The 15,428-nt window shown below is 71.4% G+C and carries 14 protein-coding genes; 7 read left to right on the top strand and 7 right to left on the bottom strand.

What is annotated here, in order from left to right:
• The first annotated feature begins 20 nt into the window (after positions 1-20).
• Entirely contained in the window at positions 21-824 is an 804-nt protein-coding gene (locus ACFYW3_RS33290) for a DUF5984 family protein (protein ID WP_389388274.1), read from the top strand.
• Positions 825-833: 9 nt separating this feature from the next.
• On the opposite strand, the gene ACFYW3_RS33285 is transcribed toward ACFYW3_RS33290, so the two are convergent.
• Positions 834-3,110, bottom strand: coding sequence for a catalase (locus tag ACFYW3_RS33285; protein WP_389388273.1), 2,277 nt, complete (start codon positions 3,108-3,110; stop codon positions 834-836).
• Positions 3,111-3,548: 438 nt separating this feature from the next.
• Between ACFYW3_RS33285 and ACFYW3_RS33280 the strand changes: the two genes are divergently transcribed.
• The 4 genes from ACFYW3_RS33280 to ACFYW3_RS33265 are packed head-to-tail and all read left to right on the top strand — an operon-like array spanning position 3,549 to position 6,800.
• On the top strand, positions 3,549-4,616 hold the full coding sequence (locus ACFYW3_RS33280) for an acyl-CoA dehydrogenase (protein WP_389388272.1): 1,068 nt from the start codon (positions 3,549-3,551) through the stop codon (positions 4,614-4,616).
• Positions 4,613-5,383: a PIG-L deacetylase family protein gene (locus ACFYW3_RS33275; protein ID WP_389388271.1), complete on the top strand. Its 771-nt coding sequence runs from the start codon at positions 4,613-4,615 to the stop codon at positions 5,381-5,383. The genes ACFYW3_RS33280 and ACFYW3_RS33275 overlap by 4 nt, the downstream gene beginning before the upstream one ends.
• A gap of 35 nt (positions 5,384-5,418) precedes the next feature.
• The gene (locus ACFYW3_RS33270) at positions 5,419-6,006 is read left to right on the top strand and encodes a class I SAM-dependent methyltransferase (protein WP_389388341.1); all 588 of its coding nucleotides are present in this window, start codon (positions 5,419-5,421) and stop codon (positions 6,004-6,006) included.
• A complete protein-coding gene (locus ACFYW3_RS33265) occupies positions 6,003-6,800 on the top strand; it encodes a glycosyltransferase (protein ID WP_389388270.1) in 798 nt (265 codons plus the stop codon). Before ACFYW3_RS33270 ends, ACFYW3_RS33265 begins: the two co-directional genes overlap by 4 nt.
• Positions 6,801-7,201: 401 nt before the next feature.
• Here ACFYW3_RS33265 and ACFYW3_RS33260 read toward each other — a convergent pair whose 3' ends face one another.
• Together ACFYW3_RS33260 and ACFYW3_RS33255 are read right to left on the bottom strand one after the other, a co-directional pair.
• Positions 7,202-7,591, bottom strand: coding sequence for a hypothetical protein (locus tag ACFYW3_RS33260; protein WP_351757500.1), 390 nt, complete (start codon positions 7,589-7,591; stop codon positions 7,202-7,204).
• A 113-nt stretch (positions 7,592-7,704) separates the two neighbouring features.
• Positions 7,705-8,106 (bottom strand): PPOX class F420-dependent oxidoreductase, encoded by a 402-nt coding sequence (locus tag ACFYW3_RS33255; protein ID WP_389388269.1) that lies wholly within the window; start codon positions 8,104-8,106, stop codon positions 7,705-7,707.
• Positions 8,107-8,416: 310 nt separating this feature from the next.
• Between ACFYW3_RS33255 and ACFYW3_RS33250 the strand changes: the two genes are divergently transcribed.
• Complete coding sequence (locus tag ACFYW3_RS33250; protein ID WP_351757494.1) at positions 8,417-8,647, top strand: hypothetical protein; 231 nt, start codon at positions 8,417-8,419, stop codon at positions 8,645-8,647.
• A gap of 223 nt (positions 8,648-8,870) precedes the next feature.
• On the opposite strand, the gene ACFYW3_RS33245 is transcribed toward ACFYW3_RS33250, so the two are convergent.
• Positions 8,871-9,200, bottom strand: coding sequence for a hypothetical protein (locus ACFYW3_RS33245; protein ID WP_389388268.1), 330 nt, complete (start codon positions 9,198-9,200; stop codon positions 8,871-8,873).
• A 528-nt stretch (positions 9,201-9,728) separates the two neighbouring features.
• The gene (locus ACFYW3_RS33240) at positions 9,729-10,679 is read right to left on the bottom strand and encodes a MerR family transcriptional regulator (RefSeq protein ID WP_389388267.1); all 951 of its coding nucleotides are present in this window, start codon (positions 10,677-10,679) and stop codon (positions 9,729-9,731) included.
• A gap of 281 nt (positions 10,680-10,960) precedes the next feature.
• On the opposite strand from ACFYW3_RS33240, the gene ACFYW3_RS33235 reads away from it, so the two are divergent.
• On the top strand, positions 10,961-11,365 hold the full coding sequence (locus ACFYW3_RS33235) for a hypothetical protein (protein ID WP_389388266.1): 405 nt from the start codon (positions 10,961-10,963) through the stop codon (positions 11,363-11,365).
• An 823-nt stretch (positions 11,366-12,188) separates the two neighbouring features.
• Here ACFYW3_RS33235 and ACFYW3_RS33230 read toward each other — a convergent pair.
• Together ACFYW3_RS33230 and ACFYW3_RS33225 are read right to left on the bottom strand one after the other, a co-directional pair.
• A complete protein-coding gene (locus ACFYW3_RS33230) occupies positions 12,189-13,301 on the bottom strand; it encodes an ABC transporter substrate-binding protein (RefSeq protein WP_389388265.1) in 1,113 nt (370 codons plus the stop codon).
• A 190-nt stretch (positions 13,302-13,491) separates the two neighbouring features.
• Positions 13,492-15,267: an Imm49 family immunity protein gene (locus tag ACFYW3_RS33225; RefSeq protein WP_389388264.1), complete on the bottom strand. Its 1,776-nt coding sequence runs from the start codon at positions 15,265-15,267 to the stop codon at positions 13,492-13,494.
• Between the last annotated feature and the right edge of the window lie 161 nt (positions 15,268-15,428).

Here is a 15,428-nt window from a genome sequence, read left to right as displayed (position 1 = left end):
CGCACGGGGACACTGGACAGGTGATCCACACTGATTCCGCGATTCGCTTCCGCTTCGGACTGACTCCGTTGGACCAGGTCAAGCCGTGGGGTGCCCAGCCCGAACTGCACTGGTTCGGGCTGACCGCCGGCTGGTACTGCGTCGACATCGACGGCCATGAGGTGCTGCGTTACTCCGAGCGCACTGTCCGCGAACTCCGACACGACAGAGCCGACGACCGAGCACACCCGTACGTGGACTACTTCGTCGTCCGCCTGTGGGAGGACGTGATCGCGCTCGTGTCGGGGGCGATGGAACCGGTGCCCCACGACCTGGTGGACGTCGCGGCCGACATCTCGCCGAACTGGACGTGGATCGATGCGCCGGAGGCCGACGCCGCACTGACCTGGCACGGCGAGGGCTACCTGTACACCGACTACCTGCGCGTCGCCCCGACCATCCGCCTCTGGCGCACCGTCGTCGGTGCGGAGGACACCGTGACCGTCGCCTGGGAGCACCGGGCGGACCCGGAGGGCGTGATCGAGTTCGCCGGACCGCGAACGGGTCGGGTGACCGTGCCGACCGACGAGTTCCTCGGGGCGGTGGCCGAACTGGACCGGGCGCTGTTGGCCGCCATGGACGAACGCATCGGCGAACTGGAGAAGTCCGGACCGCCGCCCGGTGTACGAGGTGACGCGGAGCAGTTGCGCCGTGAGCACCGTGACCGGGCGACCTGGCTGCGGCGCGCGCGGGATCGCGATCCGGGCACCGACTGGGACACCGTACGGACCGGAGCGCGCATGCTCCTGGCCGCCGGGACCCAGACGCGGGATGACGCGGGGTAGGGGCCGGGCTCAGTCGGCGACGGGGAACCGGTCCCAGGCCCGGTGCTGCGCCATGGCCCGCTTGAGCTGCTTCAGCGTGGCCGAGGGGGTGCCGTGGAAGGCGATGCCCGGCTCGTCCGTGCCGATCCCGACGGCGTCGAGGATCCGGGAGGCACCCTTCCATCCGCCGATGGCCTTGCCGTGGCGGTACGCCTCGGTCAGCAGCATCAGGACCCGGGGGTCGGGGCTGCCCGGGCGAGGTGAACCGGCCTTGGCGTCCCGGGCGCCGTGAGCGTCGGCGGCCGCCCGGGGCACTCCCGCGAACAGCAGGGCGTCGAACTCGACGGAGCGGGCGGTGGCGAAGGTGCGCTGCACCGTGACCGGGTTCTTCTTCGTGCCCAGGGTGCCGCCGGTGGGGGCGATCACGAGGGGCACCATCCCGGCGGACAGCACGGCGTCCCGTACGGTCCTCACTCCCGCGAGGTCGCTGCCGGAGTCCGCGACGATACCGATGACCCTGCCGTCGAGCGGCCACTCCCGGCCGAGCTGCGACAGGGCCGGGCTCGGGCGGGGATCGGTCAGGGGCTCCGTGGCCTTCGGTGCGGGGAGCCCGAGCCCGGCGGCGACCTCTTCGCAGAGCTGCGGGTCGATGTTGGCCAGGACACCCAAGGCGCGTTCCTTGATCACCTGCTCGTGGCACTTGTTCAGCTCGAAGGTGTAGGCGGCGATGATGTGTTCGCGTTCGGTCGGCGTCATGCTCAGCCAGAAGAGCCGCGGCTGGCTGAAGTGGTCGGCGAACGAGGCGGGTGCCTCACGGACCTTGCTCGCCTCGGGGACGGTGACGGGCGTTTCGACGAAGGCGCCCGTGTCGGCTCCGGCGAGGAAGGGGCATCCTCCGTCGAGGCTGTTGGGCCGGTACGGTGCGACGCCCGCGTGGACGGCGGTCTGGTGCATGCCGTCGCGGAGCATGTCGTTGACGGGGGCGTGCGGCCGGTTGATCGGGATCTGCCCGAAGTTCGGTCCGCCGAGCCGACTGATCTGTGTGTCGAGGTAGGAGAAGAGCCGTCCGGCGAGCAGCGGGTCGTCGGTGACGTCGATCCCGGGAACCAGGTGGCCGGGGTGGAACGCGACCTGCTCGGTCTCGGCGAAGTAGTTGGTCGGGTTCGCGTTCAACGTCATCAGTCCGATGGGCTGGATCGGCGCGATCTCCTCCGGCACGATCTTGGTGGGGTCGAGCAGGTCGATCCCCTCGAAGGTCTGGTCCGGGGTGTCGGGGAAGGCCTGGATGCCGAGCTCCCACTGGGGGAACGCGCCCGCCTCGATCGCGTCGGCCAGGTCCCGTCGATGGAAGTCCGGGTCCATCCCGTTGGTGATCTGTGCTTCCTCCCAGACCAGGGAGTGGACGCCCAGCTTCGGCTTCCAGTGGAACTTCACCAAGGTCGTGGCGCCCTTGGAGCCGACCAGGCGGAACGTGTGGACGCCGAAGCCCTCCATCATCCGGAACGAACGCGGGATGGCGCGGTCGGACATGTTCCAGATGGTGTGGTGCGTCGCCTCGGTGTGCAGGGACACGAAGTCCCAGAACGTGTCGTGCGCGCTCTGCGCCTGCGGGATCTCCCGATCCGGATGCGGCTTCCCGGCGTGGATGACGTCCGGGAACTTGATCGAGTCCTGGATGAAGAACACCGGGATGTTGTTCCCCACCAGGTCGAAGGTGCCCTCGCCGGTGTAGAACTTCGTCGCGAAGCCACGCGTGTCCCGCACCGTGTCCGCCGAGCCCCGCGAACCGAGGACGGTGGAGAACCGCACGAACACGGGCGTCTTGACCCCCTTCGCCAGGAACGCCGCCTTGGTGACCTTCGCCGCTGTGCCGTACCCCTGGAAGACGCCGTGCGCCGCCGCGCCCCGGGCGTGCACCACCCGCTCGGGGATCCGCTCGTGGTCGAAGTGGGTGATCTTCTCCCGCAGGTGGTGGTCCTGCAGCAGGACCGGACCCCGCGCACCCGCCTTGAGGGAGTGGTCGCTGTCGTACGGCCGGGCCCCCTGCGCCGTCGTCAGGTAGGCGCCGCCCTGCGCCACCACGGCCTGGGGCACGCCGGTCGGCTGCCCCGTGGGGCTGAGCGTGTCCGGGCCGTCCTGGTCCGGTTTCGGAGGCAGGGGCTCACGGGGCCTGGTCGGCTCGGTGGCCGACGGCGGCTGTGGCGCCGGCCTTCCCGGAATGCCGCTGCGCTTCGACTGCCTGCCGGACGCGCCCTTGGCCGCCGCGGGCTTCTTCGCGGCGGCCTTCGTGGTCTTCTTCTGAGCCATGGCGTGGTTTCTCCTCTTGCCTCACGCGCCGGACGCCGGTGCCGACGGGTCCCGGACCCTGGTCCCCGTGCCACCCTTTCCCCTCCACCGGACTCCGGCATCTCGGATACGCCCGTACGCCCGCCCACGTGTACGCCCGCCCACCCGTACGCCCGTATGCCCGTACGCCCGTATGCCTCAAGGGGTTCCCTGTCGGCTTCCTCCCCCCGCTCGTGGGGCGGGGATCGTACGGACGGTGAGGGCCGCGCCGTGATGCGTGCCGCTCGCCCGCTGTTCAAGATGGGAGACGTCTCGATCGTCCCGGGGCCGGCTTCGTCCCACGCCGCGGTTCCGACGCGCATCGTGTGGCGGACCACGGGCATCCGCAGCAAGGCGTGTGAAGGGCCGACCTGGGTGATCTGCCCGGCGCCCGACGCCCCTGGGTAAGGAGCACCGCAGATGCAAGGCACCGCACACGGAGCCCGTTCGAGCGCGCGAGCCTCCCACGGCCCGGGCCGGGAGGCCTGGATGGAGGAGGTCCGCAGGGAGAGCGCGGCGGACTTCACGGCCTGCGTCGCCGACATCGCGGCGGGCGAGCTGGACCTTCCGCTGCCGGGAGCGGGCCGGACGGCCGACCGGTTCCGGTCGTTGGCCTCGGTGGCGGAACGTGATCTTTCACTGGCCCGGCTGGTGGAGGGACACGCGGACGCGGTGGCGATCCTCGCGGAGCTCGGGGGACCGGCCGTGGGGCCCCAGGAGCGCTGGGGCGTGTGGGCCGCCGAACCCCGAGGACAGGGACTCACCGCATCCCGGAGCGACCGCGGCTGGGTGCTGAACGGACTCAAGCGGTACTGCTCGGGAGCGCACGGCTGCACACACGCCCTGGTGACGGCCACGGCGGATGACGGCCGCCGCCTCTTCGCCGTCACCACCGGAGCGACGGGGGAGGGGCAGGACGCGCGAGATGGCGGGTGCCGGGCGGTGGAGGGTACGTGGCAGGCGCTGGGCATGGCGGCCAGCGACAGCGCCGACGTCGCGTTCGAGGACGTGCCCGCGGTACCGGTCGGCGGCGTGGAGGCCTACGTGGACCGGCCCGGCTTCCAGCACGGCGGCATCGGGGTCGCGGCCTGCTGGTACGGCGGCGCCCGGGCCGTCGCGGACGTCCTCACCCGTACGGCGGCCCGGCGCGGCCCGGACCCGCTCACGGACGCCCACCTGGGGGCCGTCGACATGCGCCTGCACGCCGCCGCGGCCGTCCTGGCCCGGGCAGCGACCGAGATCGACGGCGACCCCGCCGACGCCGAGGGCACGGGCCGGCAGCGAAGCCTGCGCGTGCGAGCCTTCGTCGAATCGGTCTGCGCCGACGTCCTGACCCACGTCGGCCGGGCCACCGGCGCCGAACCGCTGTGCCACGATCCGTCCCACACACGACACGCCACGGACCTCGCCGTCTACATCCGCCAACACCACGGCGAACGCGACCTGGCGGAGCTGGGCGGCCTCGTCGCCCGAGCGGGGCAGCGGTGACGGACACACCACCCGAGCAGGCGCCGCCCGCCGACCCGATTCAGGCCCCCGGTACGCCGGAGCGGGAATGGCGCGACTGGAACGGCCTCGCCGCCCTGCCCGAGGCACCCTTGCCGGAGCGGGGCCGGGTCGTCATCGTGGCAGCCCACCCCGACGACGAAGTGTTGGGAGCCGGCGGCACCATCGCCCTCCTCGCACGGGCCGGTCTCGCCCTCACCGTGGTGACGATCACCGACGGCGAGGGCTCCCACCCCGGCAGCACCCGCGTCACACCGGACCAACTGGCGGCCATCCGGGCCGAAGAACTGCGCCGGGCTCTCGAATCCCTGGGCGCACCGGACGCCCGGGTGGTCCGCCTCAAGGTGGCGGACACCCGGCTGGCGTTCCACGAGGACGAGGTCGCCGCCGCGCTGGAGGCGCTCCTCGAAGACGCCCGACTGTGCCTGGCACCGTGGACGGACGACGTGCACGGCGACCACGAGGCAGCCGGGCGAGCCGCGCTGAAGGCGTCCCGTGCCGCGTCCGTGCCCTGTTGGACGTACCCGGTATGGATGTGGCACTGGGCCCGACCGGGCGACCCCCGCGTGCCCTGGACGGCAGCCGCGGCCGTCCGTCTCCCTCCCGCGACAGCGGCACTCAAGCGACGAGCCGTTCAGCACTTCGTCAGCCAGATCGCACCCCTGGGACCGGACCCGGCCGACGCGGCCGTCCTGCCGCCCGAGGAACTCGCCCACCACCTGCGCGACATCGAGGTGTTCTTCACGTGACCGCTCAGCCCACCCCGGCGTCGTACTTCGACGACATGTACCGACACGCCGAGGACCCCTGGCACCTCGCCGAACGCTGGTACGAGCGCCGCAAGTACGACCTCACCGTCGCCGCCCTGCCACAGGAGCGCTACCGCAGGGCCTTCGAACCCGCCTGCTCCGTCGGGGAACTGACCCACCGCCTGGCAGCCCGCTGCGACAGGATCCTCGCCTGCGACCGGGTGGCAGCGGCCGTCGAGACCGCCCGTCGGCGCAACAGCGGACACGCGCACGTGGACATCCGGCAGATGACCGTCCCCGCCCAGTGGCCCGAAGGAACCTTCGACCTGGTCGTCCTGTCCGAGCTGCTCTACTACCTCGACCCGCCGACGGTACGAACCCTGCTGGACCACGTCCTCGCGGCGCTGGAACCCGGCGGAACCCTGGTGAGCGCCCACTGGAACCACGCCGTATCCGAGCACCTCTCCACCGGGAGCGACATCGCCCGAGGCCTGGCCGAGACCCCGGGCCTGCGACTGTTGGCCGACCACCGCGAAGAGGACTTCGTCCTCCAGATCCACCACCGCCTCCTCCCGGACGGCAGCCGACCGGCGACACCCGCCGAGCAGGAAGGCCTGGTGTGAGCTCTGGCGTGAACCTCGAAACCGTGGCCCACGAAACCGTGGCCCACGAAACCGTGGCCCTCGAAACCGTGCTGCCTGAAGCCCTGGCGGTCGTGATCCCCGCCCATGACGAGGAGGCTCTCCTGCCGGCCGCGCTCGCAGCCGTCCGCACGGCCACCCTGCACCCGGCCCTCCGCCGCCTGAGGGTCCTCACCGTGGTCGTCGCGGACCACTGCCGCGACGACACCGCGTACCTCGCACGCGAAGCCGGTGCCACCGTCGTCACCGGCAGCTTCCGCAACCCGGGCCAGGCGCGTGCCGTCGGTGTCCGCCGAGCCCTGCGGGAGCTCGGCCGGTCGGCGTCACACGCGTGGATCGCCACCACCGACGCCGACAGTGAAGTGCCCGCGGACTGGCTGGTCCACCAGCTCGACCGCGCCCGCGAGGGCTGGGAGGCGGTCGTGGGCACGGTGACGCTCCCGCACGCGTCACCCCTGGCTGAGCGCCTCCGAACCCGGTACGAGGTGACCCGACCGTCCGACGGGGAGTGGCGCCACCCCCATGTGCACGGAGCCAACCTCGGTGTCACCGCGCAGGCGTACCTCTCCGTCGGCGGCTTCCCGCCGCTCGGCGTCGGCGAGGACCACGCGCTGGTCGACGCCCTGAAGCACGCCGGGCACCGCGTCCTGACCACGGCGGCCTGCCCGGTCCTCACCTCGGCACGAGTCCGAGGCCGCGCCCGCGGCGGTTTCGCCGACGATCTGGCCGCCTTGGCCTCTCACCACCTGGAGGGACAACAGCCGACCGTGGGCTGACCGCGCCGCCTCGCCGCCTCGCCGCCGCTCCGCGTCGGGCGGAGCGGTGTCGTCCTTGCGTGCGGCACCAGCCGGCACCAACATCAGGCGCCGTTCGCCGTTCGCCGTTCGCCGTTCGCCGTTCACCGATCGCCGTCTTCGTCCCGGGCCTTCCTCGTATTGGCGCGGCGCGCTCGCTCGGGGTCGGCCGGCGGGGAGGACGATCCCGTTCCCGTTCTCGAAGGTGAACCCGGCTCGCGTCCGTGATCATCCACGGTGCCGCCGTGGTTCTGCAGCCGCGGTGCCCGCCGCCTGCTGTCGACGGATCCGTGCTCGATGTCCGTCATGAGGCTTCTCCGACCTTGCCGATCCGGGGGGAAGCCGCCCGGAAGACCCTGGGGGCGTCCAGGACGAGCTCGTCGCTACCCGGCGCTGCGAGGGCCGGGCGGGTCCTGGGGGTCGACGCCGGTGGTGGCGGAGGCGTCCTTGGTTCCGCTGGGGCGCTGGGAACGGCCCCGCGGGCCACGGTCGTGCATTCCCTTCTCGCCCGCGCCCGTCTTCTGCTCCTCGCCTCGGCGGCCCTGACTCCTGGAGGGCTCGCCGTGGGGGTTGCCGGCCTCTTCCTTCGAGACGGTTCGGCCGGGGCCCTTGGCGGGAGCGTACTTGTCCGGGTGGAAGGAGCGATGAGCGCTCGGGTTGTCCTGCTGCCCGGTCTCGTCCACATCCGGTGACCAGCCGTGCTGCTTGGTTCCCTCGAACCGGCTGGGCCCCTCGCCGTGCGTGGGCTGGGACGGCTTCGGCTGCTTGGCCATGACCTGACCTGCTGTCCTGATAGGGAAGGACGCCAGAGACACGCGTCCTGGTCATGCCATTCTCCCACCACCCGCGGACCCCGCCGGATCCCGCGGAACGCGCCTGCCCGGTGTCAGGCCGTCGGGGAGCTGATGCGGTCCGGTCGGATCACGTAGATCACACGGACCTGGTCGGTGCCGCCGTACCAGGGATAGGGGCCTCCGAGGTACTTCTGGGCGAGGGCCTCGATGTGCGCGACCGCCCCCTCGGTGGTCACGCGCACCACACGGCCGCGAATCTGGACGTAGGAGGCGGGCTGCGCGGGGTCGGCGACCGCGACGGCCACCCGCGGGTCACGTGCGATGTTCCGGGTCTTCTGGTGTGACTCGACGCTGTTGATCAGGACGTGCTCGCCATCGGTGTCGACCCACGTCTGCGTGAGCTGGGGCGAGCCGTCGGGCATCGTCGTCGCGATGTAGCACGTGCTGGGGCGACGCAGCAGCGCCACCACGTTCTCGCCGAGGGGTACGGGCACGGAGGATCTCCAGGGGCGTGGTCGCAAGCAGTCGGCTGGAACCACCGTAGCCAGGCAGGCTCCCCGGCCGTGGTTCCCGTTCCCCGGGAAGGGACACGTCATCCGGTTGGCTGCGTCGGCAGGTCCCGTGTACCCCGGGGGCCGCGCACCCGAGGAAGCGGGCTGTCGCTCCGCGTGTGAGCCGGGCGCTGTGTGTGACCGTGCGTGTCGGATCGGAGATCTCGGCCTCTCCGCCACCGGGAAGTCCCTGACGGGCGGGACTCGTACCGCGTACCCGCGTCAGAGGTGGCTCTGTGGGTAGGCGGACGGCATGAAGCAACGTAACGGCCAGGACCCCGAACTGCCCGCTCCCGTCCCGGAACACGGGAAGGAGAGCCTGACCCCCAACCTGCCTCCGACCGGCCCTGAGGCTCCTGATCTGGAGGGTGCCGTCGGCGCGCAGCACGAGAAGAAGGGCGCAGGACCGGGAGACGAACGTCCTGCCGACGTTCCCAAGAGCGGCGGCCCCACGGAGGGCGCCTCCGTCGAGCCCCCGGACTAGGCCGTCTCTTCCGGATCCTGCCTGACCCGCGGCGACGCCGGGCGCCGGCTCCCGCTTTGGCCGGCATCGAGTCCGGCCGCGATGCCCTCAAGGATTCCGATGAACTCCTCGGTCGGAACCTCGACTGTCATCGCGGTGACCGGCAAGCCAGGCACGCGTCCTCCCCGGCCGCCGCGAGCTGTCACGCCCCGGCCGGGGCCGGGGCGAGGCGGGGACGGGCGGGTCAGCAGGCGCGTACGGATATCTGGTCGCGGACCTGGGAGGCGCGGACGTACTTCCAACTGCCCGTGTCGTAGATCTGGCCCCAGAACCAGCGCTGACCCTGATTGTCCAGCCAGCAGTTCATGGCGAACTTGGTGCCGCTCTTCGACCAGTGGTGCGGGGTGGTGCCGGTGTTGGGCGCGCTGTAGATGGCCACCCAGCCGTTGGCGTCGTTCTGCCAGACGTACGAGAGTCCGGCCGCCGAGGCCGGCGCCTGCATCGCGCCCGCGCCGGCCAACAGGAGACCTGCCACGGCAAGCCCGCCCATTCGGCGCCTGAGTCGGTTCTCCACGTTGTACCTCCTCGGTGTGGGCTGCGAGCATGCCCCGGGGACGGCCCGGGCCGCAGCCGTTCCGGGGAGGCGGGACGTCCGCGTCCGAAGTATCGATTCCGCGGAGCCGTCGGTCTCGAATTCGGTTCGGTCGGAAGTCGGTTGGGTGGCAGGCGGCCGGATGCCCCCTCAGGCAGCCATCCACGGCACACGACAGGTGTGGGGGCCGTTCCCTCCGGACACAAACCGTCGATCACTGTCTTGCGGATCGCCCGCCACGTCCGGAGGGAACACGCCAAGTCGACGCGCAGCTCGATCAGTTGTCGGGAACCGCTGTCCTGGCCGGGATGTTCCACGGCCCATTGCTCCGCCAGATGGTCGTACATGTCGGCGGTCGACAGCTCGTTCCCGGGAAGTGATTCGGCGACGGTCTCACCGATGACCCGGGCGCTGCGGGAACCCACCGCGTCCTCGACGAGCTTCCTGACCCATGCCAGCCCCTGCTCGTTCGCGTACAAGCCGAACGCGAGGTCGCGCGCCTTCAACGCGTCAGCCCCTCGTGATGACGACATCGCCGTTGGCGAAGGCGCTGGTGAACCAGGAGTGGACCGGAGCGAGCGTGGGTGACGCCGGCCACCCGTTGATCGTTGCCAGGAGCTGCCAGTAGCGCTCTGCCTGGGGATCTTCGGTTGTCCGCAGGCGGGCGAGGAGCCAGCGGCACAGATCGCTTTCGTCGGCACGCTCGAATGCGTGCGCGTAGAGGTTGCCCAGTGAGTCGGCAAGGGACTCGCCTCTGGCGGAGGTCGGAAGGAGGCCGGCGGCCACGGCCTCGTCGATTCGTTCACCCATCGCCCGGTTGAGAGCGGAGTGCAGAGCGATGACGTCCCGTCGGGAGGGCTCGTCCGCCTGGTCCTCAGCCATCCTGCGCAGCGTGTCATGGAAGTCCGCGTTCTGGCAGAGTCCGGCGAGCTCCACCCAGGCCTCGACCTGTTCGGGCGTGGGATCGTCGGGCAGCTCGGGCACGGCGGATCGCATCAGGGTCACGAACTCGGGATTGGTGTAGAGGCCTTCGAAGGCGCTGTCGATGAAGTCGGCCACGAGTCGCTGTTGTTCGGCGTGGGAGAGTGTGGCGAGTTGACGCATGAGGTCCATCTCCATGGTGGTGGGGGCGCGTTGGGCGACCGCGCGGAGTACTGCCCGACGGAGACGCAGCGTGCGGATCCGCACGTCCAGGGCGGTGGCGTGTGCTTCCATGACCTCCGGTACGGAGGCTTCCCGGTCCAGTACCTTGCGCACGGTCGCCAGGTCGAGCCCGAGATCGCGCAGCGTGCGGACCAGGTCCAGGCGTGCGAGTGCGTCGAGGCCGAAGAGGCGGTATCCCGCCGGGCTCCGGTCGGTCGGCGGGACGATGCCCTTGTCGGAATAGAACCGGATGGTCTTCACCGTCAGACCGGTTCGGCGGGATAGCTCTCCGATGGAGAAGAGCGTGTCGCTGTCCATGCCCCCAGCTTGCTGTCTCCCCCGACGGGAGACTCAACCGGGGCCGCGGCAACCAACGGAACCACAGGACTGCGGGGCCGGATGGCGGGGCTTCGCGCAGGCGGATGCGCGACCGGTCCGGCGGCTTGCGGCGGCCGTTCCACGAACCGCCCGGCGCGGATCGTGGAACGGCCGCCGCACGTGCTGCGTCCCTTCTCTACATCGGCGACGTGCCAAACCGGGGCCCAAACCCTCGCGGTGGGCGGAAGGGCGGGATCGTGCGGGAAGGCAGGAGGAGGGGAGTGCTGCTGCCGGCACTCGCGGCGGGGCTGCCAGTGCTCGTGGCCGGGATCGTCATGGCGGTGGTGTTCACGGGGACCGGTGTCGTGGGGTCGAGTCCGTTGCACCGGGCGGTGGACGAGTACCTCGACGCGGTGGGCAACGGAGATCGCGTACCGGCCACCGCTCCGGAAGGCCGCTGTCCGGACGGTGCGGGGGATCCTGCGGCCGTCCTGCACTCCCTCGCGACGACGTTCGAGCACCACATCGTGTCCTCCACCGCGAGCGCCGACGATGCCTCGGTCAACGTGGACCTCACCCCGGGCGCCGGCGGCCGTGTCGCGGTGGTGCTGGACCTGCGCCGCACCGGGGACCGTTGGGACGTCTGCGCGGCCTCCACCGGCCAAGTGTCGATCGATCCCTTCTGATCGCCGCGCGGCCCGATCGGAACCACCGGCACTCCGTCGGGGGTGAGGGCGCCATGGACATCGACCCGAACTCGCGCGGCAGGCACGGACCCCGAGGACGTCCTCGACCCCAACGCCCGCCGAACCGCTACCCCCCCCCGTGCCCCCAACCCCCCCCACCCCCCACACCCAACGCTCCCGCCCGTACCGGCCGGCCGCATCAGATGCCCCGCCTGAGGGCAGGGTTCAGCCATGTCGAACTCCCACGCATCACTCGATGAGGCCCCGATCAACCGGACCGCCGCGGCCCGAACAGCAAGCGCCCCGCCGCATGAGGCAAGTGAGGCGAGCCGTGCGATCCGCCGGCCAGCCGGCACAAGCACCTCGATGCCCGGTGGCCGAGATGGCGGTCGGGGCGTTCGCGCCCCGGCTTCCGAGCTGCTCACACTCCTCGACAGGCAGCACCAGCCCGAGCCGGACACCGTCCCGGGGCAGGAGGCCCTGTTCTGATCACATCCCGGAGGGGGGCGAACAGGACTTCATCCCCGTCCACGAGGACGAGCTGGTGGAGGGGCGCGGGCGGCGCGGCTGCACGCCGGCTCCGCGTGGCAGCGAGTCCTGGCCGCGGAAGCGACTCGCATCGCGCGCACCGCCCAAGAACGGGCGGCGTCGCGGCACTCGTGGGTGTGGTTGTGGCCTTGACCGGGTCGTTGGGCGGGCCACCTTGCGAGGCCGGCAGCCCGTATGGAGAGATGCGGGCCGGTGGACAGGGGGGCAGGAGGTCGGGTGTGCGGCCGCGAGTACGGGCAGATCCGCGCTGTCGGACCGAACGGAGCGGGCGCTCTCAGCCTGAGTGAAGGATCCGAAAGCGGTCCGGTGCCGCCGGATCCCGATCAACGACCTGCACCGGCGCCCAAGCCCATTGCCACACACCGATGCCCGGCACCCGGGAGAACCGGATCTGCCCGCGGGTGCCTTCCACCTCGACGCTCGGCCAGGATTCGGCAATGCGCGGCCGTCCCGTGCCGCGAGAACGCAGCACGGCGGCGAGGGCGATGATCGTGTCGTAGCCCTCGAAGGCGACGAAGGAGGGTGCTTCGGCCAGTCGCTCGCGCAGGGCCGTCTCGACTCGCGCTCCGAGTGGGCCGAGGCGTTCGGGCAGGTAGCGCAAGAACGGGATCGCGGCGCTGTCGCCGCCCAGCGACGTCGCCCATTCGGCGAACTCCGGTTGCCCGGCCGGAGCGCCGATCAGAACCTCGGCGAGGCGCCGGTCGTGGCGGACGGCCTTGACGATCGACACCGCGGGCTCCGGGTGGCCCACCAGAAGGAGGAGGGCTGTCGCACGATGGTCGACGAGCGCGTCGCACAGCGCCGCGGGGGTGAGCGCGTTCATGTCGAATTCGACGACGGTGCCGCCCCGTGGTGCGAGGTGGTCCCGCAGAATGCGGGCCCCGGATGCCCAGTAGACACTCGGCTGGGCTGCCAAGGCGATGTGGCGGTGGCCCGCGTCGAGGAGGAAGTCGGCGTAGACCTGCCAGCCGTGCGACTGCGCCGGGGCGAGGCGCGCGACCCATTCCGTCGGCCGTTCGGTGAGCGAGTCGAGTACCGCCGACGAGCAGAGGAACGGTACGCCGAGTGCGTCGGCCCTGGCGGCAGCGGCGCGAGCGACGACGCTGTGGTACTCGCCCGCCACGGCAGCCACGCCCAAGCGCTCCAACTCGTCCACTGCCGTCGCGGCCCTCTGCGGATCGGCAGCGGTGTCTCGGACCACCAACTCGACGGGCTTCCCGACGATCCCGCCCGCGTCATTGACTTCGCGAACGGCCAACTCCATTCCGGCGAGCAGGTGTCTGCCCGCCTCGATCCAGCCAGGCCGACCGAGCGGAACGAGAGCACCGATGCGGACGGGCGATCCGTCAGTTCGGGCCGCTCCGCTTGGTGATGACGGTGCATTCATGCGCTGGTGCCTCCCGTGTGACGCCCCGGTTGCGAGGTGCCCGAGTCGGATGACGGCAGGGCCCGACCACTTCCGGCCGCCCGCGGGCCGACAGCCGGCCCGGCGATTCCTCCGCCAGAAAGTGGCCGGCGCGCTCCGAGGCGCGCTTCGGGCCCCTGCCGGGGGAACCCCTCTGGGCGTTGAACCGGATTCACGGCCGGGGGACCTGGAGAGGGCGAGCGGCTCTGAGGAGCCGCTGCGGCAGATAGGGGGACTCGACGCGTATCTCCCAGCCCCTGCGTCGGGCGTGGCAGGCCAAGGCCAGCACGTCGAGGTCGATCGCGACGTCGATGGTGTCGGCGCGGTCCGCGACCTGGTAGTGGTCGCGGTGGGCTTCGAGGGCATCGGCCAAGGCCAGGTTGAAACTCTCCTCGTCGCCCTCCACGAGCTGCGACAGCAGTACGGCGGGCGGCGGGAAGAAACCCCACTCCGTGGCCTGCTCGGCCCCGCGCAGCGCCCGCTCCGCCGCCGACTCGGGATCGACACCCGTCAAGTAGGCGTGGAGGGCCTCGCGATACGAGGCGAACGCCGAGCCGTCCTTCCCGGCGATCGTGGGGCCGGCAAGGACCATGGGGGCGAGATCCTCGCGTACGCCCGTGATCAGGGCGAAGGCAACGGCGTTCGCCCAGTTGCCGGCGCCCGCGGCCTCGCCCCGCGCGGCAAGGCAGCGCTGTTTCCGGTCGTCGAGGCTCACCTCGACCTCGGTACCCGGCTCCGCCAGGGCAAGGCGGAACACGGCCGCCCCCAGCCGGGAGGCCAGCCGGAGGTTCGCGAGCTGGGCGTCCGTCACGTCGGCCGAATGCCCCGCGCGCCACTTGAAGAGGAGTTGCTGGTAGCGCAGGGCACTGTCGAGCCGCGATGCGGAGAGGGGCTTTCCCGCCTCAGGGATCAGGGCTTCCCGGGTGTTGCGGTCCCAACTGGCCTCGATCTCCGGGCTCCGGGGCTGTCCGCCGGGCGGTCGCGCCACCACCAGTGGGCCTGCCGCGAGCGAGGCGACCGCGTCCGGCCGCCGGTCGACGCCCAAGCCCTTCACCCTCGGGCCGCGCGCCTCGAAGTTGGTGACCAGGGCGTGCGGCAGGTAATCGGTGTGGAGAGCCGGCATCCAACCCCGGGTCCGGTACGCGAGCGCGGCCAGACCGAGCGGCAGGAGCGGGAGGAGACTGCTCGGTGAGGCGGCGGGGCTGTTGACGGTGCTGTGTGCGAGCAGAAGGGCGGCCAGTCCGGAGTCGAAGCCCTCCCGATCCTCGGCGGCCACGGCGCGCAGGGTCCTCAGCGCCACACTGTCCGGCCGATCCAGGAGGCGTTCGCCGCTCTCCCGGGCTCGGCTGCCGATGCGGGCCAGCGCGGCGTCGATGGCTGCCAGCTTCGCCTGCGGGCTCGGCGGGTAGTCCCCATCGTCTCCGGTGTCGTCGAGGACCTCGGCCATGAACCCCGTGACGAGCTCGCCGGCAGGGCTTCCCTGCGCCTGTTCCGCGAATTTCTGCCGGGCGAAGTGGAAGGCCTCACCGTGCCACTGGGCCTTGTCCCTCAGGAGCGCGAGGCAGAACGCGTCGATCCACTCGCCAGAGGTGACGCTCTCCTCGGCATCGTCCCGGTCACCCGGGCCGTAGCTCATGCCGAAGTTCACGTAGTCGAGGAAGACCTGGAACTCGCAGTGCGGGTGGTACGCCGCGTAGGAGACGGCGCCGGCCGCGGCCTCGGCGGCGTCCTTGAGAGCGGCCCGGGCCTCCGGAGTGTCGAGCCCGGGCGTCTCGACGGAGAGGGCGCCCAGGTAGTCGTGAAACTCCTCGGCGATCGACTGCCATGCGTAGGTGCCCATCCGACCGGCCTTCGACATGGATCGGACCTGTCCGCCGATCCGGTCCGCGAAGTCCTCGCGCGCCGCCGAAACAACCGTCTCGCCCACCTGGTGACGCTCTATCCGCACTGTGCCGCTCCTTGACGCCGGTCCGTGCGGACAGCCTAGGCCGTCTCTTTCGGATCTTGCCGGTCGAGCCCGCGTCGTCCGGTGCCGTGCATCGCAAGGCGGAGAGGCTCCCGAGTACTGGACGTCCTCGGGTGCCTCGACAACGCGGCGAGGTGCGGTGC

Origin of the sequence: Streptomyces sp. NPDC002602 (genome assembly GCF_042889445.1) — a bacterium.
Classification (GTDB): domain Bacteria; phylum Actinomycetota; class Actinomycetes; order Streptomycetales; family Streptomycetaceae; genus Streptomyces.
Note: the sequence above shows the minus strand (reverse complement) of the source record. Positions and strands in the feature narration are given on the sequence as shown.